Origin of the sequence: Anabaena sp. FACHB-83, from assembly GCF_014697485.1 — a bacterium.
Classification (GTDB): Bacteria; Cyanobacteriota; Cyanobacteriia; order Cyanobacteriales; family Nostocaceae; genus Nostoc_B.
The window spans coordinates 38,296-63,303 of record NZ_JACJRY010000022.1 but is presented as its reverse complement, the minus strand read 5'-3'; the positions used below and the strand labels follow the sequence as shown (position 1 = coordinate 63,303).

At 39.3% G+C, this 25,008-nt stretch carries 22 protein-coding genes; 13 read left to right on the top strand and 9 right to left on the bottom strand.

All coding sequences use genetic code 11. The features are described from left to right. Window positions 1–213: 213 nt before the first annotated feature. The gene (gene holA, locus H6G79_RS23125) at window positions 214–1,215 is read left to right on the top strand and encodes a DNA polymerase III subunit delta (RefSeq protein ID WP_190590621.1); all 1,002 of its coding nucleotides are present in this window, start codon (window positions 214–216) and stop codon (window positions 1,213–1,215) included. Between the two features lie 99 nt (window positions 1,216–1,314). After that, window positions 1,315–1,779, top strand: a complete 465-nt coding sequence (locus H6G79_RS23120) for a DUF4168 domain-containing protein (protein ID WP_190590721.1) — start codon at window positions 1,315–1,317, stop codon at window positions 1,777–1,779. A gap of 24 nt (window positions 1,780–1,803) precedes the next feature. Here the strand turns inward: H6G79_RS23120 and H6G79_RS23115 are convergent, their stop codons facing one another. Together H6G79_RS23115 and H6G79_RS23110 are read right to left on the bottom strand one after the other, a co-directional pair. Next, window positions 1,804–3,792, bottom strand: coding sequence for an ATP-binding protein (locus H6G79_RS23115; protein ID WP_190590622.1), 1,989 nt, complete (start codon window positions 3,790–3,792; stop codon window positions 1,804–1,806). Window positions 3,793–3,809: 17 nt separating this feature from the next. After that, window positions 3,810–4,679, bottom strand: coding sequence for a substrate-binding domain-containing protein (locus H6G79_RS23110; RefSeq protein ID WP_190590623.1), 870 nt, complete (start codon window positions 4,677–4,679; stop codon window positions 3,810–3,812). A 371-nt stretch (window positions 4,680–5,050) separates the two neighbouring features. Here H6G79_RS23110 and H6G79_RS23105 point away from each other — a divergent pair, with 371 nt between their 5' ends. After that, a complete protein-coding gene (locus H6G79_RS23105) occupies window positions 5,051–5,932 on the top strand; it encodes a hypothetical protein (RefSeq protein ID WP_190590624.1) in 882 nt (293 codons plus the stop codon). A 136-nt stretch (window positions 5,933–6,068) separates the two neighbouring features. Here H6G79_RS23105 and H6G79_RS23100 read toward each other — a convergent pair whose 3' ends face one another. The 5 genes from H6G79_RS23100 to H6G79_RS23080 form a co-directional block, all read right to left on the bottom strand. Continuing rightward, window positions 6,069–6,710 carry a cyclopropane-fatty-acyl-phospholipid synthase family protein gene (locus H6G79_RS23100; protein ID WP_190590625.1) on the bottom strand — a complete coding sequence of 214 codons (642 nt, stop codon included), beginning with the start codon at window positions 6,708–6,710 and terminating at the stop codon, window positions 6,069–6,071. Window positions 6,711–6,746: 36 nt separating this feature from the next. Continuing rightward, window positions 6,747–8,105, bottom strand: a complete 1,359-nt coding sequence (locus H6G79_RS23095) for an amino acid permease (RefSeq protein ID WP_190590626.1) — start codon at window positions 8,103–8,105, stop codon at window positions 6,747–6,749. Window positions 8,106–8,414: 309 nt separating this feature from the next. Then, window positions 8,415–9,692: a cell wall metabolism sensor histidine kinase WalK gene (locus tag H6G79_RS23090; RefSeq protein WP_190590627.1), complete on the bottom strand. Its 1,278-nt coding sequence runs from the start codon at window positions 9,690–9,692 to the stop codon at window positions 8,415–8,417. 19 nt (window positions 9,693–9,711) lie between these two features. After that, window positions 9,712–10,392 (bottom strand): two-component system response regulator RppA, encoded by a 681-nt coding sequence (gene rppA / locus H6G79_RS23085; RefSeq protein ID WP_190590628.1) that lies wholly within the window; start codon window positions 10,390–10,392, stop codon window positions 9,712–9,714. A gap of 16 nt (window positions 10,393–10,408) precedes the next feature. Next, entirely contained in the window at window positions 10,409–10,630 is a 222-nt protein-coding gene (locus tag H6G79_RS23080; RefSeq protein ID WP_190590629.1) for a hypothetical protein, read from the bottom strand. A 321-nt stretch (window positions 10,631–10,951) separates the two neighbouring features. Here H6G79_RS23080 and H6G79_RS23075 point away from each other — a divergent pair, with 321 nt between their 5' ends. Beyond that, window positions 10,952–11,956 (top strand): metallophosphoesterase, encoded by a 1,005-nt coding sequence (locus H6G79_RS23075; protein WP_190590630.1) that lies wholly within the window; start codon window positions 10,952–10,954, stop codon window positions 11,954–11,956. A gap of 77 nt (window positions 11,957–12,033) precedes the next feature. On the opposite strand, the gene H6G79_RS23070 is transcribed toward H6G79_RS23075, so the two are convergent. Then, on the bottom strand, window positions 12,034–12,354 hold the full coding sequence (locus H6G79_RS23070) for a YkvA family protein (RefSeq protein ID WP_190590631.1): 321 nt from the start codon (window positions 12,352–12,354) through the stop codon (window positions 12,034–12,036). A 219-nt stretch (window positions 12,355–12,573) separates the two neighbouring features. Here H6G79_RS23070 and H6G79_RS23065 point away from each other — a divergent pair, with 219 nt between their 5' ends. After that, window positions 12,574–14,751, top strand: a complete 2,178-nt coding sequence (locus H6G79_RS23065) for an ATP-binding protein (RefSeq protein ID WP_190590632.1) — start codon at window positions 12,574–12,576, stop codon at window positions 14,749–14,751. 200 nt (window positions 14,752–14,951) lie between these two features. Here the strand turns inward: H6G79_RS23065 and H6G79_RS23060 are convergent, their stop codons facing one another. Beyond that, a complete protein-coding gene (locus H6G79_RS23060; protein WP_190590633.1) occupies window positions 14,952–16,643 on the bottom strand; it encodes a DUF3352 domain-containing protein in 1,692 nt (563 codons plus the stop codon). A 397-nt stretch (window positions 16,644–17,040) separates the two neighbouring features. Here H6G79_RS23060 and H6G79_RS23055 point away from each other — a divergent pair, with 397 nt between their 5' ends. The 8 genes from H6G79_RS23055 to H6G79_RS23020 all read left to right on the top strand — a co-directional run bounded on the left by H6G79_RS23055 (window position 17,041) and on the right by H6G79_RS23020 (window position 24,838). Next, on the top strand, window positions 17,041–17,205 hold the full coding sequence (locus H6G79_RS23055) for a hypothetical protein (RefSeq protein WP_190590634.1): 165 nt from the start codon (window positions 17,041–17,043) through the stop codon (window positions 17,203–17,205). Between the two features lie 69 nt (window positions 17,206–17,274). Continuing rightward, window positions 17,275–19,881, top strand: a complete 2,607-nt coding sequence (locus H6G79_RS23050) for a M1 family metallopeptidase (RefSeq protein ID WP_190590635.1) — start codon at window positions 17,275–17,277, stop codon at window positions 19,879–19,881. Window positions 19,882–20,017: 136 nt separating this feature from the next. Then, window positions 20,018–20,224: a hypothetical protein gene (locus tag H6G79_RS23045; protein WP_190590636.1), complete on the top strand. Its 207-nt coding sequence runs from the start codon at window positions 20,018–20,020 to the stop codon at window positions 20,222–20,224. Window positions 20,225–20,226: 2 nt separating this feature from the next. Then, a complete protein-coding gene (locus H6G79_RS23040; RefSeq protein ID WP_190590637.1) occupies window positions 20,227–20,493 on the top strand; it encodes a type II toxin-antitoxin system YafQ family toxin in 267 nt (88 codons plus the stop codon). Next, the gene (locus H6G79_RS23035) at window positions 20,477–20,617 is read left to right on the top strand and encodes a hypothetical protein (RefSeq protein WP_190590638.1); all 141 of its coding nucleotides are present in this window, start codon (window positions 20,477–20,479) and stop codon (window positions 20,615–20,617) included. Before H6G79_RS23040 ends, H6G79_RS23035 begins: the two co-directional genes overlap by 17 nt. A 386-nt stretch (window positions 20,618–21,003) precedes the next feature. Further along, window positions 21,004–22,785, top strand: a complete 1,782-nt coding sequence (locus tag H6G79_RS23030) for an AarF/ABC1/UbiB kinase family protein (RefSeq protein WP_199331391.1) — start codon at window positions 21,004–21,006, stop codon at window positions 22,783–22,785. 112 nt (window positions 22,786–22,897) lie between these two features. Further along, window positions 22,898–23,272, top strand: coding sequence for a hypothetical protein (locus tag H6G79_RS23025; RefSeq protein WP_190590639.1), 375 nt, complete (start codon window positions 22,898–22,900; stop codon window positions 23,270–23,272). Window positions 23,273–23,596: 324 nt separating this feature from the next. Then, window positions 23,597–24,838, top strand: coding sequence for a hypothetical protein (locus tag H6G79_RS23020; RefSeq protein WP_190590640.1), 1,242 nt, complete (start codon window positions 23,597–23,599; stop codon window positions 24,836–24,838). Window positions 24,839–25,008: the final 170 nt, after the last annotated feature.

Sequence of the window (25,008 nt, the reverse complement as noted above, 5' to 3'; positions counted from 1 at the left end):
TTCAATAGCCTCACGTTCTTACTTGATAGATTTTAGGGAAAATTATCCAGTTGTGACTAAGTTGACTTAAAAAGTATTGAGGATTTGGGAAAGGGAGTGGGGAGAAAATATTGAGATGGGTGTGAGGGTGTAGGGTGAAAGTGGGACTAATTTTTGGCTCTGTTCTTCATTTTTGCCTACTCCCCATTCCCTTCACAGATACGAGGTTAATATATGCCGGTTTTGGTTTACTGGGGTGAAGATGACTTTGTTATGGAAAAAGCGGTTAATTCGTTGCGCGATCGCATTTTAGATCCCCTGTGGACAGATTTTAACTATTCTTATTTTGCGCCTGATCAATCTGATGCGGCGATTTCGGCTTTAAATCAAGCCATGACTCCGGCTTTTGGCGCTGGTGGACGTTTGGTTTGGCTGATGAATACTAACCTTTGTCAACAATGTCCTGAAAATGTATTGGCGGAGTTAACGCGCACCTTACCAGTCATTCCCGAAAATTCCTATTTACTGCTTACCAGTCGCAATAAACCAGATGAACGGCTGAAATCTACCAAATTGCTGAAACAATCCGCCACAGAGTTTCGGGAATTTTCGCTGATTCCCCCGTGGAAAACCGAATTAATTGTGCAAGCTGTACAGCAAGCAGCGCAAACAGTAGGAGTGCAACTCGCGCCGAAAACTGCCGAACTGTTAGCCGAAGCTGTGGGTAATGATACAAGGCTGCTTTACAACGAGTTAGAAAAATTGCGGCTGTATCATCTTGATAACAAAAAGCCTTTAGATGTCGAGACTGTTAGTAAATTAGTCAGAAATACTACGCAAAATAGTTTACAATTAGCAGCAGCAATTAGAACAGGCGATACAGGCAAAGCTTTAACTGTGTTGACTGACTTGCTGAATGCGGCAGAACCAGGATTGCGGATAGTGGCAACATTAATTGGTCAATTTCGCACTTGGTTATGGGTCAAAATTGTCACAGATAGCGGTGAGCGTAACCCGCAGGCGATCGCTCAAGCTGCTGATGTCAACAACCCTAAACGTATCTACTTTTTACAACAAGAAGTCAAATTTCTGTCTGTGCAGCAACTAATTTCGTGTTTACCGTTACTCTTGGAGTTAGAAGTCAGCCTTAAGCAAGGATCTGGAGAAATATCCACACTCCAAACCAAAGTAATTGAACTTTGTCAAATATGTAAAGGCAACGGAAAATACATATAAAATTTCGGTACACTGAAATCTTGATTGGAACTTCTCACTCCCAAAATAATTCACAATCAATAAAGCACCCCTACGATTGAGTCCTGTGTCACAGACATGATGAACAACATCACTAACTTGTTTTTCCGAGATACACTGGCAAATTTATTACCTAAAAACTTTTGTTTCACAGTTATGGCTAGTGCAAGTTTGTTAGCCAGCACATTAACATTTACAGCCAAAGCCGACGCTCAAACTCCCACCGTCAATAATAATGAAATTGTCAGCTACGCCCAAGCTGTCTTAGCAATGGAACCATCGCGTCAACAAGCCTTTAGCGAAATCAAAAAATTAATCGGTGGCGGGGAAATTCCCCAGATTGTTTGTAACGACCCTAAAAGCATTAACAATCTACCACGCAAAGCCAGAAATATTGCCATCAACTACTGTAATCGCTCCCAAAAAATCGTGGAAGAAAATGGTTTAACCATTGAGCAGTTTAATAAGATTACTATAGAAATTCAAAACGACGATAACTTAAAAAGGCAAATTTACAACACCTTGATTCGTCTGCAAAAAAAATAATTTTGATAATTGCAAAATCAAAATTTAGCGGATGGGAATTGTAATCACAAATTCTGTACCTGTGCCTGGTAATGAAATACATTGTAATGACCCACGATGCTTTTCATTCACTATCTGGTAACTAATCGATAAGCCTAAACCAGTTCCCTTGCCAATTGGCTTAGTAGTAAAAAAGGGATCAAATAAACGTCTTTGTATTTCCTGGGGAATTCCTGTCCCATTATCAGCAATATGAATCCTAATATTTTCCTGATCACATTCAGAAGAAATGCGAATTATTGGCTGTGAACAGAGACTTTTTTCCCAAGCTTCTTCTACAGCATCAATGGCATTGGCTAATATATTCATAAATACCTGATTTAATTGCCCAGCAAAACATTTAATCTCAGGCATTTCACAATAATCTTTAATGACTTGAATTTCGGGACGATGAGATTGGGCTTTCAGGCGATGGCGTAAAATTAACAAAGTGCTATCTATACCATCATGCACATTTGCACTTTTAAATTCAGCTTCATCTAAACGTGAAAAAATTCGCAAAGAAAGAACGATTTGATGAATACGTTCTGCACCTACCTTCATGGAAGTTAAGATTTTGGGTAAATCTTGGAGGATATATTCAATATCAACCTCTTCCATGACATCTTGAATATGAGCTTCTGGGTAGGGATAGGATTGCTGATAAAGTTGAATTAAGTTCAAGATATCGTTAACATAATTTTCCGCGTGTCCCACATTACCATAAATAAAAGTCACGGGATTATTAATTTCATGGGCAACACCAGCAACCAATTGTCCTAAAGATGACATTTTCTCAGTTTGAATGAGTTGAGCCTGAGTTTGCTTTAACGCATTTAAAGTATTTTTTAAATCACGATTTTTGCGTTCAACTTCTTGTGTCCGTTCTTTGATTTTCTCTTCTAAATTTTGGCTATATGCTTCTAATTTATCCTTAGCGGCATACTGTTCTGTTAAAAGCTGCTTGACTTGTTGAATTAGCTGATTTAAAGAAATCGCTAGAACACCTACTTCATCTTGAGTAGTGACTGGTGCTTGTAAGTCAAAATCTGCATCTTCTGTGACTTTTTTGGCAATTTTGGTCACAGCCTGCAAAGGACGAGTGATTTTTTGGCTAATGAAATAGCCTATCAATGTAACAAGTGTTCCTCCTAAGAAAAACAAAATTTCTAAGCGTATCCACAGCGCATCTTGGGTTGTTTCTAATTTCAAGATTGGATAAAGTACAGTGGTAGTTAAAGACTGACTACCTCCTTTGAATAAGATACTTTTAGCGAAATATTCTTGTTGATTAATAACTACTTTGCTGGTGGATGAGTCAGGAGAAGGCGGTTGCCATGTTACCAGCTTAATTTCGGGTATAGTTGACGCAATAATTATGTCATTTTTTGTGCTGACTATTTGTTTAGTAGAACCAATAGCAATTTGTTCTAACAATGACTCATCTACTAAATTACCAATAATAATTCCGCCAATAATTTTTTTAGCAGATTTAATTGGCAAAATGGTTACTTGTAATACTTGTGAACTACCTTCTACATCAACAAAATCATTTAAAATAGAGCCACTACTGGCAAGATTAGTAATAGCTTTATCCAATAACCTAGAATTATTCAAACTTGCATGTTTGATTTCAACTAAGGTATCACTATTAGGATCAACTACTTTGATCCAATCAATTTCTAAGGCAGTTCTGATTGGTAGTAAATCTTGTAGTAGCTTTGCTGTATCTTTTTGTTCAATAGCTAAGTGAATTGTTTCACGTCCGGCTATTAAATTCACTTGAGTTTCTAAATCTTCCTGTTCATGCAGAAAATCTGTATGGACTCTGGCTGCAAAAATTGCAACTTCTTGGCGAAGATTCTGTTCCAGACTATTAGTAAACCAATGTCCAATAATCAACAAACAAAATATAAATATGCTCAAAAATACAGCCAGAAATGAGAAAACTATTTTCTGGCTGAGATTAAGACGAAAGCGAAAATTTCTTCGCATGACAGTTATAAATCTATTTAATTCTTGGTAATAAAGCCTTTATCTTGCAGTAGTTTAGTACCCTCTGGACTAAAGACAAAATCGATAAATCTTTGGGTATTAGATGTAGGTGTTTTCTGCCAAATCAGTCCGAGATGACGTACCATTTGGTATTTACCACTATTGAAATTTTCTTTATTTGGTGCATTACCATTCAGCTTGAGGTGATTGACTGGTAATTGATTAATTAAGGAATAAGCTAGAGAAAAAGCACCAATGGAATAAGGAGTACTTTGGATAGTATCAATTAACTCTCCTTCTTTATTGAGAATCACAGCTTGAGTTGTAGTTTTATCTTGACCTAGATAGTATTTTCTGAGTAGTTTTTTCGCAGATTCATCTTCTGGTCTATCCAAGACCACAATTTTAGCATTTGGCCCGCCTAATTCTTTCCAATTAGTAATTTTGCCAGCGTAAATGGACTTTAACTGATCAGTTGTTAAATTTGTTACACCTTTAACGCTGTTGTGGGTAGCAACGACAAGCAAATCTTGTGCAATTTCTCGATATTGAATTTTACCGTCATCTTCTTCTGGCTTGAGTTTGTGGCTACTACCAGCAATATCGACAATACCATTTTTCAGGGCGGCGATCACTCCTTCTGATTGACTTTGGGAAACAAACTCAAATGTGTCCGTTTTGTTATTGGCTTGATACGCTTCTGTGAGTACTTTTAAAAGGGTGACAGATGAACTAGAAGGAGCTAGTTTGATTGGTGGCTGGGTTTGGAGATTATTTTGACTGGTAATTGGACTGTTATTTGTCGTACTAGTTGAATTGACAGAATTACAACTACAAAGTCCTAACACGACTAGTCCTAAGAGAATTCGAGTAGTAATAATTTTCATGGTGAGTCAGCCAATGCTTTGTTCAGAATAATTGTCATTTTAGATTACCCAAATACTTAAGCCAAGTAACAGTCAATAATCGTGAAATTACGGTGTAAACAATTCGTGATTGCAACAGCAGCACTTGTAAATATTGATAAGTTTTGTATCATCCTCAATACTCAGATTTTGCTAATCTATTTTTTCAGGCGATCGCTATTTCGTAGTTCACCCAACTCTCAGGAAGACTACCCGCAAACTGCAAAATTTTTATACCAGTAAATAAAATTACAAAGTTTGAATTTAGTGGCGCATTCTCCAAACCCACTATAAAATCAGACTCAATCTTTATGTGGATGCCAATATTGCTATTTAATAGCAGGAAATTTGCTATGAGAAAAATTAATAAATCTATATTGTTAACTTTGACTACCGTTGGTTTATCTGTCAGTTATTCGAGCTTATTCGCCACTGAAAATAATCTTCAGCAAGCGACTAATTCACCAAAGCAATTATTGGCACAGTCCCAAACTATTCCTTATGTATATAAATATTTAGATGAAAATAAACATGAAAGTTACGAATTTTTGAAAAAGCAACTAAACGCATCTATTCAAGATGCCAAAAAGCCAAGTCAAGATAAAGTTATTAATAACCTTTGGGCATTATCCGCTACTAACCCCAAAATTAAAACACGAGAACGGGACGGTAAAACAGAATTTTTGATGGTGAGTTGGCTATATTCATCAAATCCCAACATAGACTGGCCTGTAGGTACAAAACAAATCAGCCGCCAAACTTGGTTAACCGCATTTCCCCAAGTCCAAGAATTTTGCCAAAACTGCAAAGGAACAGGCATTAATTTGCCTGGGAATGTAATGTTAGCTCTAAGATTACAGCAGTATTTAGGTTTAATTTTAAATAAAAGTGCTAATAAAACTCACTTTGTAGAAATGTGGGTCAAAGCAGAGGACTTAAGTAGACCATGTATTGACCCAGAAATCAACGATTCGACTTGTAATGTTTTACCTGTTCCTGTACCTAAAAGTAATTCTCTGCTGCACGACATCTATAAAAACTCTTTTGAGAATGACAAACAAGAATACTATCCTTGGACTGGTTTAGGTTATACATACGATTGGGGAAATCCAAAAAAGCCTCATGTTGGTGCTAGTGAATTTCTCATCAACGGTACTAACAACAAACCAGTTACAGTAGAAGTTGTGGCTGTTAAAGAAACTCTGGAATATTGTAATAACCAGTATTTGAAATAGCGGGTTTTCTAAGTTAATCGCTATAGTTTCGGTTTCCAAAGCAACATGCTTGGTATATGAAAGGGTATGAGGGTGTAAGGTTTTTCATGCTTACACTCTCATACCCAAAACCCCTTGATTATTTAAGTGCTAAATACTATCGCAAATTTGCTGGTATTTCTTGTGGAACTACCCAATAGTAAATAGTTTTTCCATCTACTTGCAGTGTTTGTTGTGGTTTCCAGTCGCCCATATCAAAAGCGTGGGAAACAATTCTTGTACCGGGTTTGAGTTTTAATAATTCGGGGCGGAGTCTGAGGTTGACTTCCGGCAATAGGTAAAGTGTAATTACAGTAGCTTGACTCAAATCAGTTTTGAATAAGTCTTGCTGACGAAACTCTACAAGGTCTGTAACTCCGGCTTTTTGGGCGTTGGCGTTCGCTTCTTGAATGCGTTCAGGGCTAATATCTATACCTACGCCGCGTGTACCATATTTTTGGGCGGCTGTGACTACGATTCGTCCATCACCACTACCAAGGTCATAAAGTACATCATTTTTACCTACCTTGGCTACTTGCAACATCGCATCAACTACAGGCTGTGGTGTGGGTACATAAGGAACATCACCAGGGCGTTCTTGCGGTTGAGTTGTCGTGGTAGTTGGTGTTTCGGTTTGAGAAGTTAAAACAGGTGGTTTTACTTCTGCGGCGGAGTCTTGTTGTTGGGCGGTGCATCCAGCAATTCCTAAAGTGGTGACACTAACGCCTGTAATTAATAAAAGCAACATTTTTTGAAACATGAATCTACTCCTAAAGCAAAAATGGTGAAAAAATCCCTAACCTCTGGGAACTTGGCGGTAACGATTCCACAGCAGTAGCGGAATACCTGCGGCGACAACTACAACGCCAACAACCGCGCCCACGCCGGTATATACCAAGCTGGAATAAAGCAAGTAACCGCAAACTGAACAAAACAGCAATGGTATCAAGGGATAAAATGGCACGCGGAATGGTCGCGGAATTTGTGGTTCTCGATTACGTAGCACTAGTAGCGATGCGCCTGAAAGTAAAAAGAAAAACCAAAATATGGGGGCGGTATAGTCCACCATTGTTTCAAAGCCTTTGCGGGTGAACGTACCTAATAAAACCAATGCTAAGGCGATCGCAGCTTGCAATACTAAAGCATAGCTAGGTGTACTGGGACGTTGCCGCCACTTTCCCATAAAACCAAAGATGGCAAAATCTTGTCCTAAAGCGTAATTCGTCCGCGCCCCAGTAAAAATAGTGGCGTTCAGTGCGCCCAAAGTCGAAACCGCAATTAACAAGCTGATGAATAAAGCGCCCGGTTCGCCCCAAAATGTCCGCATTAAATCGGCGGCGACAGCTTGGGAATTAGCCATGTTTGTTAATCCCAATCCCCGCAGATAAGCCAGATTGATCAGTAAGTAAATTACCGTAATTGTGCCAATACTCCACAAAAGCGATCGCACTATGTTGCGTTGACGATTTTGGATTTCGGCGGAAATATAAGCGGCTTCATTCCAACCGCCATAAGACAACAAAACAAACACCATTGCGAGTCCCCAAGTTCCGGTAGAAGTAGATTCCACAGGGGTGGGAGTATTAGCGGTGGTGGTTAAGCCAATTAACACCACTAGCAACAAACCCAGGACTTTCGCCACCGTGAGTAAGTTTTGTGTCCACTTACCTTGTTGCAAGCCAATAATATTTAAAGCTGTTAAAAATGCGATCGCCATTGCGGCATAAATTGAAGGTGAAAAGTTGCCTAGCTGCCAAATCTGCGAAGCGTAATCACCAAACACAAATGCCAACAAGGTAATAGAACCTGTTTGAATTACACTCATCCGCGCCCAAGCAAATAAAAAGGCAATTTCTCGCCCAAAGGCACGTTTAAGATAATAATAAACTCCACCTACATCGGGATATGTCGTGGCTAACTCGGCGTAGCACAATGCACCCACCAAAGAAACCACACCACCGATGAACCAAAATAGCAATACTGCTTGACTACTACCTGCTTGGGTTGCTACTAAAGCGGGAGTTTCAAAAATGCCTGCACCAATTACAATACCGACAATCAACGCCACAGCATCTGATAATGTCAGTGATTGCTTAGGTGCGGTTTCTGTAGTTGCTAAACCTTCCAGTAACTTGTACTTTTCATGTCTACTCACATCGACTCCTGCTTAGTCTTGAGTGTAATGAGCAATGTTGGGTATTGAAGAAGAATTCAGGAGTCAGAATTCAGAAGTCAGAATGCTAGATAAATCAGAAAAAATTGATAAATAGAAGCCTCAATTATTTTAGATTGCTTTTCAATTTTGACTCCTGAGTGCTGAATTCTTACCAATTACTTATTTATGATTCAGGATAAATGTGACATAAAAGTGACAAACATCATCATTGTTCACCTTTTGTGAATGAAAAGATCCCCAACTTATTCAAGAAGTCGGGGATCTAAAATTATCGATTTATATTTACTCTTAAAGTGGCAGTTTAATTTGAAAGATTGAACCTTTGCCTTGTTCACTTTTCACACTGAGATGTCCGCCATGTGCTTCAATGATTTGTTGTGCGATCGCTAATCCCAGTCCAAAGCCACTCGCCGAATTTGTCTGATGTTGTTCTACCCGATAAAATTGCTCAAAGATATGTGGTAAATGTGCGGCAGCAATTCCAATTCCATTATCTTCTACTTCAATGAATGCCTGATTATATCTACTAAATAAACGTAACTCTACCATCCCACCAGCCGGAGTATATTTACAAGCATTACCCAGCAAATTCATCACAGCTAAAAATATTAAATCAGCATCTACTTTTACCATAATTGGCGATTTTGGTAAATCACTCTTGAGATTTAAATCTTTAGCGGTAGTCTTTACAGAAGGAGAATTGAATAATTCCGCTAGTAAGTTTCTCAAGTCAACTTCTTTTAAAGACTCTGGAGTTAATCGCCCTGTCCGGCGTGCCAGAAATAGTAAATTGCCAATCAATGTATTCATTGATTTGGCAACTTCCGCGACTTTTTCTAGGCGTAAATGTTTACTATTACTATCTTCTATTGGCGCGAGTAAACCAACTTGAGCATTACTCAAAATTGCCGCTAAGGGAGTACGTAATTCATGGGAAGCATGGGCAGTAAAACGTTCGAGTTGTCTGTAACTTAGCTGGATAGGTTGCATTGCTATACCACTAAGAAACCATCCTGTTAAACCTGTGATTGCTAAAGCAATGAATACTGTGGATATGAGTAGAATTAAAAATCTATGAAGTAATTCTTGGACACGAGTCATTGGTATTGCCATTTGCAAATAGCCAATTAACTTATCTTGATACTCTACTGGTAAAGTAATTTCTCTTACCCAAATTTCTGGTGATGTTAAATCAGATTTATGGGTAATTTTTAATGTACGATAAGCATATCTTTGGGTTAATTTTTTCTGGTTAATTTGCCCAAAGTAACGCTTGAGATTACCTTGAGTGTCATACCACCGAGCATAAATAATATCACTATCTTCTGGTGGTGGGTTATTTCCTAAAACTGGTAAATTTTTCAGAAATACTTGTTTTTCGCCTTGATAATCTTTGTACTTGATACTAGATGTAATTACTTTAGATTTATTGTAGAGAATCAAATCTACAACTTCTAGCTGCTGGACTGATTCTTGATAATAAAGAATCCCAGCAAAAATTACCAGAATACTACCCATTGAGAGAGTAAACCAACTAGCCAAGTTACGGCGGCTACGGTTGAACATAACTCAGAAAAATTAAACTTTATTTTTGCCGTTCAGGATTGAGACGATAACCCATACCATAAACGGTTTCTAGCCAATCTGCTGCATTTAGTAACTGTAAACGCTGGCGCAAACGGCGTACTAAAGTAGTTGTAGCATTACTTTCCGGTTCACTACCCCATTCCCATAAAGCTTGTTCAATTTGATTACGACTTAAAATTTGACAAGGGTGACGCATTAAATATTCTAATAGTTGAAATTCGCGGGTAGATAATTCCACCTGGGCTGCACCTCGTTCTACAATCTGTGTGGAAATGTGCAGTTGCAGATCCGCCAGTTGGAGTTTATCACCTTGCCAAACAGGCGATCGCCTACCTAAAGCCCGCACTCTAGCTAATAATTCAAATAAATCTGTAGGTTTGACTAAATAATCATCTGCACCAGCATCTAAACCTGTGACTTTTTCGCCAGTGGTATCTTTTGCTGTCAACATCAATACAGGTGCGGTTTTACCTGCTTTGCGATATTGCCGACATAAATCCAAACCACTGATTTCTGGTAGCATCCAGTCTAATATCAATAAGTCATAATCTCGCTGGGTAATTGCCCATTGAGCGATCGCACCATTTTCTACACCATCTACAATATGTCCAGCTTGAGACAATGCTGTTTGTAAGGGTTCTAATTGGGCGGTGTCATCTTCTACCAGAAGTATTCGCATTGTTAGCTAGTTTCAGTTATTGCATAACTGATTTTAGAGAAGTTGACTCAGTAAAACTTCTGCCATCAGTGAGATTTTTAACCAAATTGAGCATCAGCCAATGTCGGGATTGAAAAGAATGGGTGTAATACCATTTCACGAAATTACTGATAGAAATCGCTTCCTCTGTAACTCTGCTTCTGGTCGCCGAGCGTTCGCGCAGCGTCTCCGTCAGGAGAAGTCGAGGCGCTACTTGCATATCCGTATCATTTTTAAAGTGAAATGGTATAAGGGTTTTAGATAGATACACTCCTACTGGGAAGTCAAAATTCAAACCTCATACCAAATTAAAAAATGATTGCGACAGATTGATGGCTCAAAAGCTTACCGATCAACCCTTACCCAATCCAAAATCTGTCTTGAAAAGTTTGCTCAAGTCGGGGAACCCGCCCACGCAACTTTTCGCAAAATCTAAAATCCAAAATGGTATCACTCTTCCACTGTTCTAAATCCTATGCGACTACATACTACAAAAGTTATACTTGTAGTATAATGAAATTATTCGATTGAATTTGGGACAATGCGAACAATTGCAGTCGGTGACATTCATGGTTGCTATGAAGAACTGCTTCAGCTATTAAGCAAAGTAGAAATTACAGAGGAAGATTGTTTAATCAGTTTAGGAGATATTGTTGATCGGGGAGTTGACTCGGTCAAAGTATATGACTTTCTCAGAAATCGCCCCAACACAGTGGTGTTAATGGGAAATCACGAACGCAAACATTTGAAGCAAACTCTTTCTTACTCCCAGGAAATTGTTAAATTACAATTTGGCGATCGCTATGGCGAATTTTTAGAATGGATTAGTAATTTACCTTACTATTACGAAACTGATCAGGCAATTTTTGTTCATGCGGCGGTAGAAGATGGCATACCCATTGAAGAACAAAAACAAGAAGTTTTATGTGGTTGTACCGCAGGTGAAAAGCATCTAGAAAAAAAATATAGAGATATATCTTGGAGTCAATTGTATACTGGCATTAAACCAATAATTTTTGGTCATCGTGTGGTTGGCGATTCCCCACTCATAATTGCACAAAAAGCTTATGGTATCGACACAGGCGCTTGTCATGGTGGACAATTGACCGCCCTAATTTTACCTAATTTTGAAATTGTACAAGTGCCAGCACCGAAAGACTATTGGCAAGAAGAAATAGTTAAATGGCAATTGCCTGTGATGATGGCTAAACCTTGGAGTAGTTATAAATGGGAAAAAATTCAGGCGATTTGTGATGAGTTTAGAAATTCCTCAAATCCAGAATTATCAGCTTTTATTGCCCATAAAGAACAGTGGATACAAAATTTACTTGACCTCGCGCCGCAAGCAATCTTAAAAGTAGAAGAAAAGCTGGCGGAATTAATTTCTATTTATGGCAAAGATAATTTCAAAAAACCAGCTAGTCGTTTTACTTATGCCACACTGCTATATCAAGCTAATGCCAGTAATTTGACAACCAAATTTCTCCAGCAAACTCTACAAACACCAGATAAATGGTTGCAAGCAATGAAGGATTTGGGAATTTAGCTCTAATGCGGGATATAGGGTAAAAAAATATCCTCTGTTTGTTCAACCAAACAGAGGATTTATTTATTTGTAAAAAGCTATTTAACTGACACAGCATCAACATCAACTGTTTTTGCAGAGGAATCAACATCATTGGAACTGTCAGTAGGATTTGTAGTAGTAGTCTCTACACCTTTACGTGCTTTCCAACCATCAATGACTAACCCAGATACTTCAGTTACTAATAGTGTCATCAGTAAAACATCATCAAGTTCGCCAACGATAGGAAAAATATCAGGAACAATATCAATAGGGCTGATGAAATAAACTAGTGTTCCTAAAATTACCCACCAGCGATACTTCGGATTACGAATTAAATTGCGATACCAGTTGTACACAGAGTCAATGGAAAATTTCATTTTTTAGCCCTCAAATTACCTTTCATTCTGACAAATCCTGTTGATAATTTCTGGTGGGAATAACCGTCCTAGATGATTCTGGAAGATGCTACATCTTCTCATCCGTAATTTACAAAACTAAATTTTTGCCCCTAAATGTTGAGTTAGTCATCACCTGTGGGAATACTAGGTCACAAAGTATAAATTTACCTCTATCCAAGGTTGGAAGAAAGAAATTGAATGAGTAAGACTGACTCTCCCAAAGTTAAAGCTTTTCCATTGCAACTAGTGTTGATTATTCCTTTTGCATTACAAATTTTTGGTGCGGTGGGTTTAGTCGGCTACTTGTCATTTAAAAATGGACGACAAGCAGTTAATGACTTGGCAGATCAGTTAATGAATCGAACCAATAGCATAGTACAACAGCATTTAGATGCTTATTTATCCATTCCCCACAAGGTAAATCAGATTAATGCAGATGCGATCGCAATGGGATTGTTAGATGTGCGCGATCGCAAAACCATTGGTAAGTTTTTCTGGAAGGAAATGCAGGCTTATCACCTCACTTACATTGGTATGGGATTAACCACAGGTGAGGGAGTCGGAGCCGCCCGCTACGATGGTAAAACAGTTACTATTGATGATTGGAATGCTAAATTACCCAACAATGGACTAAACTACGCCACTGATTCGCATGGCGATCGCATCCGCACCAACTACACTTTTGAATACAATAACTTTAAAGAAAGTTGGTATACCGAACCAATCAAAGCTGGTAAACCAATTTGGTCGCGGATTTACGCCTGGAATTCTCTTGATAGTGCTTATATAACTGCCTCTGCTGGTCGTCCTATATATGACGCAAATCAGCGATTATTGGGTATGGTTGGCGCAGACATTCATTTGTTGAAGTTGAGTGAATTTTTGCGGCGTTTAGATATTAGCAATTTTGGACAGGTGTTTATTGTCGAACGTAATGGTCTGTTAATTGCCAGTTCTACTAAGCAAGATACTTTTGCAATAGTTAAGGATGAAGCCCAACGAATCAAAGCTACAGAAAGTCCAGATCCAGTAATTAAAAATATTGCCAAATATATCGAAAATAAATTTAATGGCTTTCAGTCAATTACTGAACAAAAAAAAATTCAGTTGCAACTGCCAAAAGAGACGAAGTTTGTATATGTCACACCTTGGCGTGATCAATATGGACTAGATTGGTTAGTAGTTATGAGTGTGCCAGAAAAAGCCTTTATGGCTAAGATTATTACGAACACTCAAATTACAGTTCTTCTTTGTTTAGCTGCATTAATAGTGGCAACTCTTATTGGTTATTTGACTTCCGGTTGGGTCATTCAACCAATTTTGCGAATCAATCGCGCTAGTCAGGCAATGGCATCAGGTGATTTAGAACAAACTTTAAATATTAGCAAAATAGAAGAACTCAATACATTAGCTCAGTCTTTTAATTATATGGCTGAACAACTGCGTCAATCTTTTAGTGCTTTAGAAGCGAGTAAGACAGAATTAGAAGACCGAGTAGAAGAACGTACTGCTGAATTAAAAACAACATTAATTGAATTACAACGCACCCAGGCGCAAGTTATTCAAAATGAAAAAATGTCGAGTCTTGGTCAACTAGTAGCAGGAGTTGCCCATGAAATTAATAATCCTGTCAATTTTATTCATGGTAATATTACCCACCTAAGCGAATATATTCAAAGTCTGATGCAAATACTTCATCTTTACCAAGAACGCTATCTTGATGAAGACCCAGAAATTCAAGCATTAGCTGAAGAAATTGATTTAGATTTTATGATTGCAGATTTAGATAAGATTCTGCCTTCTATGAAAATGGGAACTGAAAGAATTCGCAATATTGTCTTATCACTGCGAAACTTTTCCCGCATGGATGAAGCTGATTTTAAAACAGTTGATATTCATGAAGGGATTGAAAGTACATTATTAATTTTGCAATACCGTCTTAAAGAAAAACCAGACTATCCAGGAGTTGAAGTTATTCGTGACTATGGTAATTTACCCTTGGTCGAATGTTTTGCTGGACAACTAAATCAAGTGTTGATGAATATATTAGTCAATGCGATGGATGCTTTAGAAGAGTCATTCTTGAATAGTCAAAACTCCACAGCCGCAAAACCACAAATTACTATCCGCACTTGTGCCTTTGATACTCAATGGATCGAAATTGCGATCGCAGATAATGGCCCTGGAATGTCTGAACAAGTCAAACATCGCATCTTCGACCCCTTCTTTACTACTAAACCTGTGGGTAAAGGTACAGGAATGGGTATGGCAATTAGTTATCAAATTATTACCGAAAAGCATCACGGTAAGTTAGATTGTGTCTCTACTCTCGGTGAAGGAACTGAGTTTAAAATTCAAATCCCGGTGAAACAGTAGTTAAGTAGGGAGTAGGGAGTAGGGAGTAGGGAGTTGTGAGTGGGTGTAAGAGTGTAAGGGGGTAGGGGTATAAGGGAAAGAATAAAAACGAGCATTATTTACAAATTAGTAATCTTTCCCTACATCCTAAAGGGGAAGTCAAAATTCAAAAGTCAGAGAATTTTTGACTTGATTCTGCCCTCACACCCACTCCCCAATCCCTACTTCTGACTCGGCTTCAGTGCTAACAAAACTTCTAGCTGACTGGTTGATTTATCTGGACTAGTAGCGGTAGCAGCAAAACCACGAATAGAACTTAAAAGAGCATTAACATCAGGTGGAATTGGTCTACCTTGACCTGCAAGGCGGTTGACTAAAGTCACAGTTTTATCCATATCTACATAGAAATAACCACCGTTGGGTTGTTGCAATGAACCTGTGACATTTTTAAAGGTATCGCTTTGATCGAGGGATGGGCTTTTAGCAGCAGCTAAAGCCTCGGCTACAGGTTCACCAACAGCTAAAAAGACGGTATCTTGGTCTAACCAAGCATGAGATAATAATGCGCCTTGTTTAGGTATTTGCCATTCTGTGACATCTTTACCACCGATGTTGCGGGTGGCGATGTTAACTCCTTGGGCTTTGGCTATGTTGTCAAGTTTTGTGAAGGTGGCTTCTGCGGTTTTGCGATCGCTTGTATCAAACACCAGCGCCCCACCAAAACCCACACTCGCTAACACACCTTGATTAGATGGAACTGCACCAATCCCAAATTCGCCATCCATCCAGCCAAAAACTTCTTTATCTAAGTCAATCTCGGCAGATTTTAGCTGAGTGCGGATTTGTTGGAGTGTTTGCTGAACTTCAGGATAATCTTTTGATTGTTCTGTGAAGGTTTGCCAACCACGGCTGATACCGTTACCACTAATTAATGCAAAGGTATCGCCAGGAAACTGGGACAATATTTTAGCTGGTGTGTTTTGATACTGAAACTTGCTGAGTTGCGGATCTAAATTAGCGATCGCTTTTACCCGCACTCCCTGATCATCAATACCCACACCAGCCACCATTGATTTTACCTGCTTCAACTGTGACAAGGTTTGGGGCGGCAAGGCTTTACCTTGGGTGTTGTTTATTGCCCATTGTTCTACCATCCCAGAATAGTCTGGTACATAAACTTGTACAAGGGTATTTTGCAGATTTACATTTTGGCTGAGTAAACGATTAGCACCTTCCTTACTAGCAAAAGAAGGTTGACCTTTATAGGTATCAATTGCTTTTTCTACAGCTTGTTTGTCAGGAGATAAAATTAAATGACTATTATTAACAACTACACTATATGTTGGTCTACCCTTTTCCTCAGTAGTTTCTGTAATCTTCTCACCTTTATAGTCAATTTCTTGACTTTTCACTCCTTTTTGATTTTTTAATTTACTGGCAAAATTCAAAGCAGTTAATTTATCTTTGATCCCAATCACCATTAGCATGTTTGTGCTTTGTTGCACTTTTAATGGTGGATTGGCTCGATTGGTGGGAAATTTTAACTGAGCAGGTTGAGTTTTACTTGGTGGTAAAACAGCAATCATCACACCACTAATCCAAGGTTTAATATCTTTATCGTAAGAAATATCACTACCTTTAAAAGTATTTTTATTGAAATCCTCTAAACTTTTCACCAGTAATTTTTGGGCTTCTGGTGTACCGAACTGCTGTAATTTTGCCCAAACTTGGTCATCAGTAGAAATGTAAGTAGTCATCAGGGCTGATTCAGGAACTAATTTAGCACTACCAATAGCCCCGGAAATATCTCCAGATGGCCCTTTGAACAAATAGGTATAGACTGCTATACCCCCTGTCACCGCCACAACTGCGCCAATTGCAGGTACTAAAAACTTTAATTTACTTTCAGGCATTGTTACTTTCCTCATTTTCCTCAGATTTTTACCGAGGGTAGTAAAAACGTCATTGTTGAGTTCTCGGAATTATTCAAGAAGAATTCAGAATCAATGAGGAGAAAATTCCTCACCACCCTTTTGCAGCCTACTTCAGATATCCGATGGAGTATGGTACTTCACCCATTTACTTATATGCGGCTTAGTACAAAATACGCCACGGAAATTTACTAGGTGCTTATATACTGGATTTTGACTCCAGACTCCTGAATTCCATTAAATAAACTTCACGATTTCTTAGGGTTTCACTGTTAAAATTAGTAAATCTACACACAAGCAGTAAAAAAAACACCAAAGAAATACTTCAATGAAATCAAAGCAAAATCCGTAAATGGTTATTCATCTTGAGAGATAGCCTGTGGTAAATTTGCAAGCTATCCTAATCTCATCAGCAAATTTGCCGAGTCTTGGTACTCAAGGAAAAATTATCAAGAACATCCCCACAGCAGCAGAGAAAGGTTCATGGGAATCTCCCCAAAATTGCAAAGATGGCATATTTTCTATCCGCTATTCGGATGAGTAAACATCACAAATAGCAGCATTCTCGAAAATTTACTTAAATTTTTTAAGATTAAAGGGTCAGTCAGCATCAATGTCGCATTCATATTTTGATACAGAAAATAACGGACGCAAATCTTTTGAGTTACCGGGAGCCAGACCACACTATAATCCAGATCGTCCTGGACAGGTAGAGCATATTTTTCTTGACCTGCACTTAGATATCCCCAAGCAAAGTTATCACGGTAGCTGTAGTATTCGCCTATTACCCATTCGTAGTGGAATTGACCGTTTAGTGCTGGATGCAGTCAACTTAAATATCCAGTCTGTACAAGTAGATGAGGTGGTGCAAAAATTTGACTACGACGGTGAACAGCTTGCTATTAAGCTTGACCAACCGACAGAACAAGGGAAAAGAATTTTAATTGCGATCGCCTACTCCGCCGAAAAACCCCAACGCGGTATATACTTTATCCAACCAGACAAACACTATCCCCACAAACCTACTCAAGTCTGGACTCAGGGAGAAGACGAAGACTCCCGTTTTTGGTTTCCCTGCTTTGACTATCCCGGACAACTCTCCACCTCAGAAATTCGTGTGCGGGTTCCCAAAGCATTAGTAGCGATTTCTAACGGTGAATTAATCGAAACCATCGAGGAAGGTTCCGAAAAAATTTATCATTGGTCACAGCAGCAAGTTCATCCTACATATTTAATGACTCTCGCTGTGGCTGACTTTGCCGAAATTCAAGATGAATGGCAAGGTAAACCAGTGACTTACTACGTGGAAAAAGGCCGGGAAGCAGATGCTAAACGCAGCATGGGCAAAACTCCCCGTATGGTCGAATTTTTGAGTGAAAAGTATGGTTATCCATATCCTTTTCCTAAATATGCCCAAGTTTGCGTTGATGACTTTATCTTTGGGGGGATGGAAAATACTTCCACCACCTTATTAACAGACCGTTGTCTTTTAGATGAACGCGCTGCTTTAGATAACCGCAACACCGAAAGTCTAGTTGTTCATGAACTGGCGCATCAGTGGTTTGGTGATTTGCTAGTAATTAAGCATTGGTCTCATGCTTGGATTAAAGAAGGTATGGCTTCTTACTCCGAAGTGATGTGGACAGAACATGAATATAGTGCTGAAGAAGCTGCATACTATCGGTTAATAGAAGCGCGGAGTTATTTAAGCGAAGATCGCAGCCGTTACCGCCGCCCAATGGTAACTCATGTTTACCGCGAAGCCATTGAACTGTATGACCGCCACATCTACGAAAAAGGGTCTTGTGTTTATCACATGATTCGGGCGGAATTGGGTGAAGAATTATTTTGGCACGCCATTCAAACCTTTGTGCAGGATAATGCCCACAAAACTGTTGAAACAGTAGACTTACTCCGCGCCATTGATAAAGCCACAGGTAGAAATTTAGCTTTCTTATTCGACCAATATGTTTATCGTGGCGGTCATCCTGATTTTAAAGTGGCTTACTCTTGGGATGGTGATGCAAATTTAGCCAAGGTCACAGTTACCCAAACTCAAGCTGATAAAAATAGCAGTAAAAATTTATTTGACTTAAAAATCCCCATCGGTTTCGGCTACGTCCAAAAAGACTCCACAGAAAAACTCAGCACTCAGCACTCAGCACTCAGCACTTTTACAGTCCGGGTAAATGAAGCAGAACAAAGCTTCTACTTCCCACTATCAGCCAAGCCAGATTTTATTAGCTTTGATGTCGGCAATCATTTCTTAAAAACTGTCACTTTGGAATATCCCCTTCCTGAGTTGAAAGCGCAGTTAGAATCTGACCCTGACCCAATTTCCCGCATTTATGCAGCGACAGCTTTAGCGAAAAAAGGCGGTTTGGAAGCAACCAAAGCATTATCTAAAGCATTGACAAAAGAACCATTTTGGGGCGTGCGGGTGGAAGTTGCCAAACAACTAGCAGAAGTCAAGTTAGATCAAGCCTTTGATGGTTTAGTGGTGGGATTAAAAGATAAAAGTCCTTATGTGCGGCGTGCGGTTGTGAATGCACTGGCGACCATCAAAACCTATGATAGTTATAAGGCTGTGAAAGAGAGAGTGCAAGATGGCGATCGCAGTTATTATGTAGAAGCCGCAGCCGCTACAGCCATCGGCGCGATCGCATCTGCTAATCTGGATGAAAAGCCCAAGGAAGAAAAAGTCATCAAGCTACTGAAATCAGTTTTAGAAGAAAAAGCTGGTTGGAATGAAGTAGTTCGTAGTGGTGCAGTTAACGGTTTAGCAGAACTCAAAACTTCCGAAGCCGCTTTAAATCTGTTGCTAGAATACACCAAACAAGGAGTTCCCCAAGCCTTGCGGTTAGCGACAATCAAGGCTTTAGGTAAAATTTCCGTTGGTCAAACACCAGTTAACTTAGAACGGATTTTAGATAGATTAGCCGAACTCGCCAAAGAAACCTTCTTCTTAACCCAAGTAGCAGTAGTGACAGCCTTGGGTAAAATGGAAACACCCAAAGCAATTGACATTTTGCGATCGCTTGCTGAACAAACCCCCGATGGTCGCGTGCGTCGCTATGCTGACGAAGAAATTGCCAATGTCCAAAAACACATCGGCCCAGAAACCGCCCTGCGTCAATTGCGCGAAGAACTCGACCAACTCAAAAAACAAAACCAAGAACTCAAAAGCCGCTTAGAAAACTTAGAGGCGAAATCTAAGTAGAGGCTAGAGGCTGGGGGTTAGCGGTTAGTTATACCTGTAGGGTGCGTGAATGAAATGTCACGCACCTTTTGAATATTGAGAGCTTGGTTTCTCGCCAGCTAGAATGATTAGTGAGTAGAATGAGGTCTTGCAATCGATGACTTTTAATGATGTGGTCGAAGTAATCAAAAGTCTCTCCGTAGATGAGAAGCTTGAACTTCAACTTTTGTTGCAGCAATACCTCCGTGAAGAGCGCCGTGAAGAAATATACGACAATTTTCAGTCGGCAAAAATGGAACAGCAAAAAGGTGAACTGAAGTTTTCCTCCAACATCAATGAACTGAGACAACTGATAGAGGAGTAATCGTGGAAGTTAGTTTCAGTTCCGCATTTAAACGTGCTTTTAAAAAGCGCATCAAAGGCAACATAGATTTAGAAGCAAAGTTTTGGCAAAAACTGGAACAGTTCACTATAGATCCATTTGATCCAAGCTTGAAAACGCACAAACTATCGGGAAAGCTTCAAGAATTTTGGAGTTTTAGTGTAGATTACGATGAAAGAGTACTGTTCTACTTTACAGAAGACGGCAAAGCTGTATTTGTAGATATCGGTAGCCATGACGAGGTTTATTGAGCAGCACGAACTATTAGAAGATGTAGCCATGTTGCCAGATAACATTCTAGAGGAAATTCATAAAAACCCTAAAGACCATACCAAGTCTTGTAACTGCGACTTAGACGCGATGTTTGCAGACTAGAACAAGAAGCGCAGAACAGTTGTTAACTTGTCAGCCAAGCCCGATCTAAAGACGACAAAAACCACTAGTGAGCAAGTGCGATCGCTACAAGTCATCCGCCAAACTTGATAACTTGTAGCAGATAAACATAATCACATCCAAGCTCAGTAACAATATACCCAGAAAAAGCTTTTTCTTAACAATTCTTTAACCATTGCGGATTGGTTTTTGACCGATTTTCGGGAATTATTTGTACTTTTATAAAGTATAATTAAGAAAAAGATAAAAAAAAGAGGCAAGCACGGTAAGCTTTTATGGCTGCGTGTGTACCCGAAAAAAGGTAAAGTTTAATAGTTTTTTATAAAAAGCTAAGGTTATCCTAACGAGCAATCAGCTTGTACTTGGGGATGCCAAAAAACAAAAACAACAGTGTAGATTTCCCAGTTGAAGAGGCAACAAAAAGCGTGGGTCAGTATCAACCTGCTCAGCTAAAGCGGTATAATCCAGAAGCGATCGCTCGTCACTATCGTTACCGCCCCTGGTTAGCATGGGGACGCTTGCTGAGAATTATTTGGTCTTTTGCTGGATTCGTTTTGAGTCTAAAGTGGGATGAATGGCAAAATCAAGTAGAGCAGAATCGGGGAAAGCGAGCTACCCAGTTGCGTCAACTACTAACAAGCCTAGGCCCCACCTTCATTAAAGTCGGTCAAGCCCTCTCCACCCGGCCTGACCTGATTCGCAAAGATTTCTTAGAAGAGTTGGTAAAATTACAAGACCAACTGCCAGCTTTCGATAGTGCGATCGCATACACAATTATTGAAAAAGAACTTGATTGTCCCATATCAGCAGTTTACAGTGAATTATCACCAGAACCTGTAGCGGCAGCAAGTTTAGGTCAAGTTTATCGGGGACGTTTGATTAGTGGTGAAGAAGTCGCAGTCAAAGTACAACGCCCCAACCTCCGACCACTTCTCACCTTAGACCTTTATTTAATGCGTTGGGCTGCGAGTTGGCTTGCACCTTTGCTACCCCTAAATCTCGGTCACGATTTGACCTTAATTGTGGACGAGTTCGGGACAAAATTATTTGAAGAAATTGACTACATCAACGAAAGTCGCAACGCCGAAAAATTTGCCAACAACTTCCGCAACGACCCCCAGGTAAAAGTCCCGGCAATTTACTGGCGTTACACTAGCAGTCGGGTATTAACCCTAGAATGGATCAACGGCTTGAAGCTAACAGATACAAAAAGTATCCGTGCTGCTGGTTTAGATCCTGAAACTATTATCCAAATTGCTGTCACTTCTGGTTTGCGTCAACTGCTAGAGTTCGGCTTCTTCCACGCTGACCCCCATCCTGGTAACTTATTTGCTATGCCCGATGGTCGTATGGCTTACATCGACTTTGGCATGATGGATCAGTTAGAAGAAACCAGCAAAGAAAATTTAGTTGATGCTTTAGTACATTTGGTCAACAAAGACTATCTGGACTTAGCCACAGATTTTGTCAATTTGGGTTTTTTGACTGCCGACACAAATATTGTGCCAATTGTACCAGCATTAGAAACTGTGTTAGGCGATGCAATTGGTAAGAACGTTGGGGATTTTAACTTCAAAACCATTACCGATGAATTTTCGGAATTAATGTATGAATATCCCTTTCGAGTTCCGGCTAAGTTTGCGTTAATTATTCGCTCATTAGTCACACAAGAAGGAATTGCCCTCAGCCTTAACCCCAATTTTAAAATTGTGGAGGTTGGTTATCCTTACATTGCCCGACGCTTACTTACAGGCGAGTCTCCCCAATTGCGGCGACGGTTGCTGAACGTGCTGTTTAAAGATGGTAAATTCCAGTGGCAGCGATTGGAAAACTTAATTGCGATCGCCCGCACAGATGGTAACTTTGATGTATTACCTACAGCCCAAATGGGATTGCAATTTTTGTTATCAGAAGAAGGTAAATTTCTGCGGCGACAATTAGTATTAGCCCTCACAGAAGATGACCGTCTGCATACAGAAGAAGTACAACGCCTGTGGGATTTAGTCAAAGATGACATCAAACCCAATCGTTTAATAGATGTCGCAATTCGCTTATTAACCGAATTTTCTAGAGAAGGAGTAGCCGCTATTTTACCAAGAGCTACAGCTTTTGTTAATTTAGGAGATTCGGCATCAGGTATCACGCACTAAAACCTGCAAACTCCCATCTGATAACAGGAGGTAAAATTACCTCCTATCATTTTGATAGCGCATTATTACAAACAGTAAATTTTCTGACCTTTTAATATAATTCGGAGTTTTCATGTACTACTTCCCAGAACAACCACCTTATTTTCTTCTAGCTATTGGCTTATTTATCGCTGTAACTTCTGGTGTTGGTTTATCTGGCACACTTAAAATTATTGTGCAGAAATGGCAAAAAAATAGTACAGAGAAATCCGAATCTCGTGTTTATTCTCAGCAATTATTAGTACCATTTATCGGTATTACTTTTGGTATTAGTCTTTTTCTTTATTCAGGTTTAGCTATCTTTGGCTTTCCTCCTATTCTGGCATTAGGAGTTGGTTTACCAATAAGTTTGTTGACTGGCTTATTAGTATGGTTGCAATTAAGCAGTATGCTCACCTTTGCCAAAACTCAAGGAATGCAATCCCTTGATTTAGATTCTTTATCTTAGAAACATTGGCTCAGAACTCAGAATTAATTTGTTGGTAAACCATATTTGCCACTTAAGATGTGTTACGTCTATGTAAAGACTCAGCACTTAAGATAGTAAAAATTAGTCGTAACACACCGTTTTTTTCTGTGCATTAAGTAACGCATTAAATCATGAGCTAAATCAGCCCAAAACTCCATTGCCCCTATCCAAAAAGCACTCTGCCTGCGGTGCAGTGGAAGTTTAGGAAGAAGTCTAAACTAGACTTTTAGCTATTCTTTAGCAGACTTGAGGATGATTTAGGTTAAAGTAGCGCAAACAAATGTATTTATGAGGTGAAAGCTTATGCGCCTTTTTGTTTGTTCTCTTTTACTAGTCCTCAGCCTATTATTCTCATTTACGCCACTGGTAAAATCGGCGACACCTTCTTCTGATATTGAGGAATATCTGATAAATGCTCAATTTCAGGAGGGAGAAGCAGCTTTTACAGCTAAACTTCAAGAAAACAACAATGATGACTTGACGCGATTTAAGTTGGGCGTTGTGCAGTTGATGGGTGCAACTCAAAGGTTAACCCAGTCGCTTTACCGTTATGGTGTGCAGCAAAATTTTGTTACTCAGTTTTTCCCAATTTTACGTCTGCCTGTACCGATAAATCCTAAACCAGAGCCAGTCACTTATCAAGATACAAGAAATGTTTTACAGAACTTACTCAATGATTTAACTCAAGTCAAGAATACCCTGGAACCAATCAAAGATAATCAAGTTAAGCTACCGCTAAGGCTGGGTTTAACAAGGTTGGATATCAACGGAGATGGTAAGTTAGTAGAGGATGAGTCTTTCTGGAAGACTTTTAGCTTATTGACAGGGATACCAGCCAGCGAAAAAGCTGCCCAAAATTTAGCGATCGCTTTTGATGCAGGTGATGTAATTTGGCTGAGGGGATACTGCAATTTACTATCTGCGATCGCTCAGATCGTTTTAGCTTACGATGAAAGTAAACTTTTTGATGCCACGGCTCATTTAATTTTTGCTCAACCAAAAACCCCTTATCCCTTTCTGGTTGAGGGTAGAAGCCCATCTGGTAGTTTTGACTTTGATATTATTACCGACATCGTTGCGTTCGTTCATTTAATGAATTTTCCCGTGGCTGAACCAGAACTTTTAACCACTGCAATGGAAAATTTACGCACAGTCACAGCCTTAAGTCGTCAATCTTGGGATTTGATTTTAGCCGAAACTGATAATGACCGGGAATGGCTACCCAATCCTCAACAAAAAGGGGTAATTCCCAATGCAGTCGTTACTAAACCCATGATTGATGAGTGGCTGAATTTTTTAAATGAGACCGATGCGTTATTAACAGGTCAAAAACTAGTCCCACTCTGGAGAAAACGCGAAGTTAGAGGTATTAATCTCAACAAGGTCTTTACTCAGCCGCAAACCTTTGATTTAGTTTTATGGGTGCAAGGAACTGCCCCTGCACCTTATTTAGAGTTAGGTAAACTCACAGATACAAATACTTGGTTGCGGTTGTTAGAAGTGTTCCGAGGGCAATTCTTCCAGTTCGCAGCTTGGTTTAATTAATCCCAAATTTTAGCCGAAGTAGAGATTTTGTATACAAAGTCTCTACTTTGAAGCGTAGATAACTTCTATAGAGTCGAAAGTTAAAAATTTCGTGCTGTTTCAGTAAAAGTTTTGTATAGCTCAACAGGAATGTTCACCAAAGTTAACAAATTTATGCTACGCAATGTTAC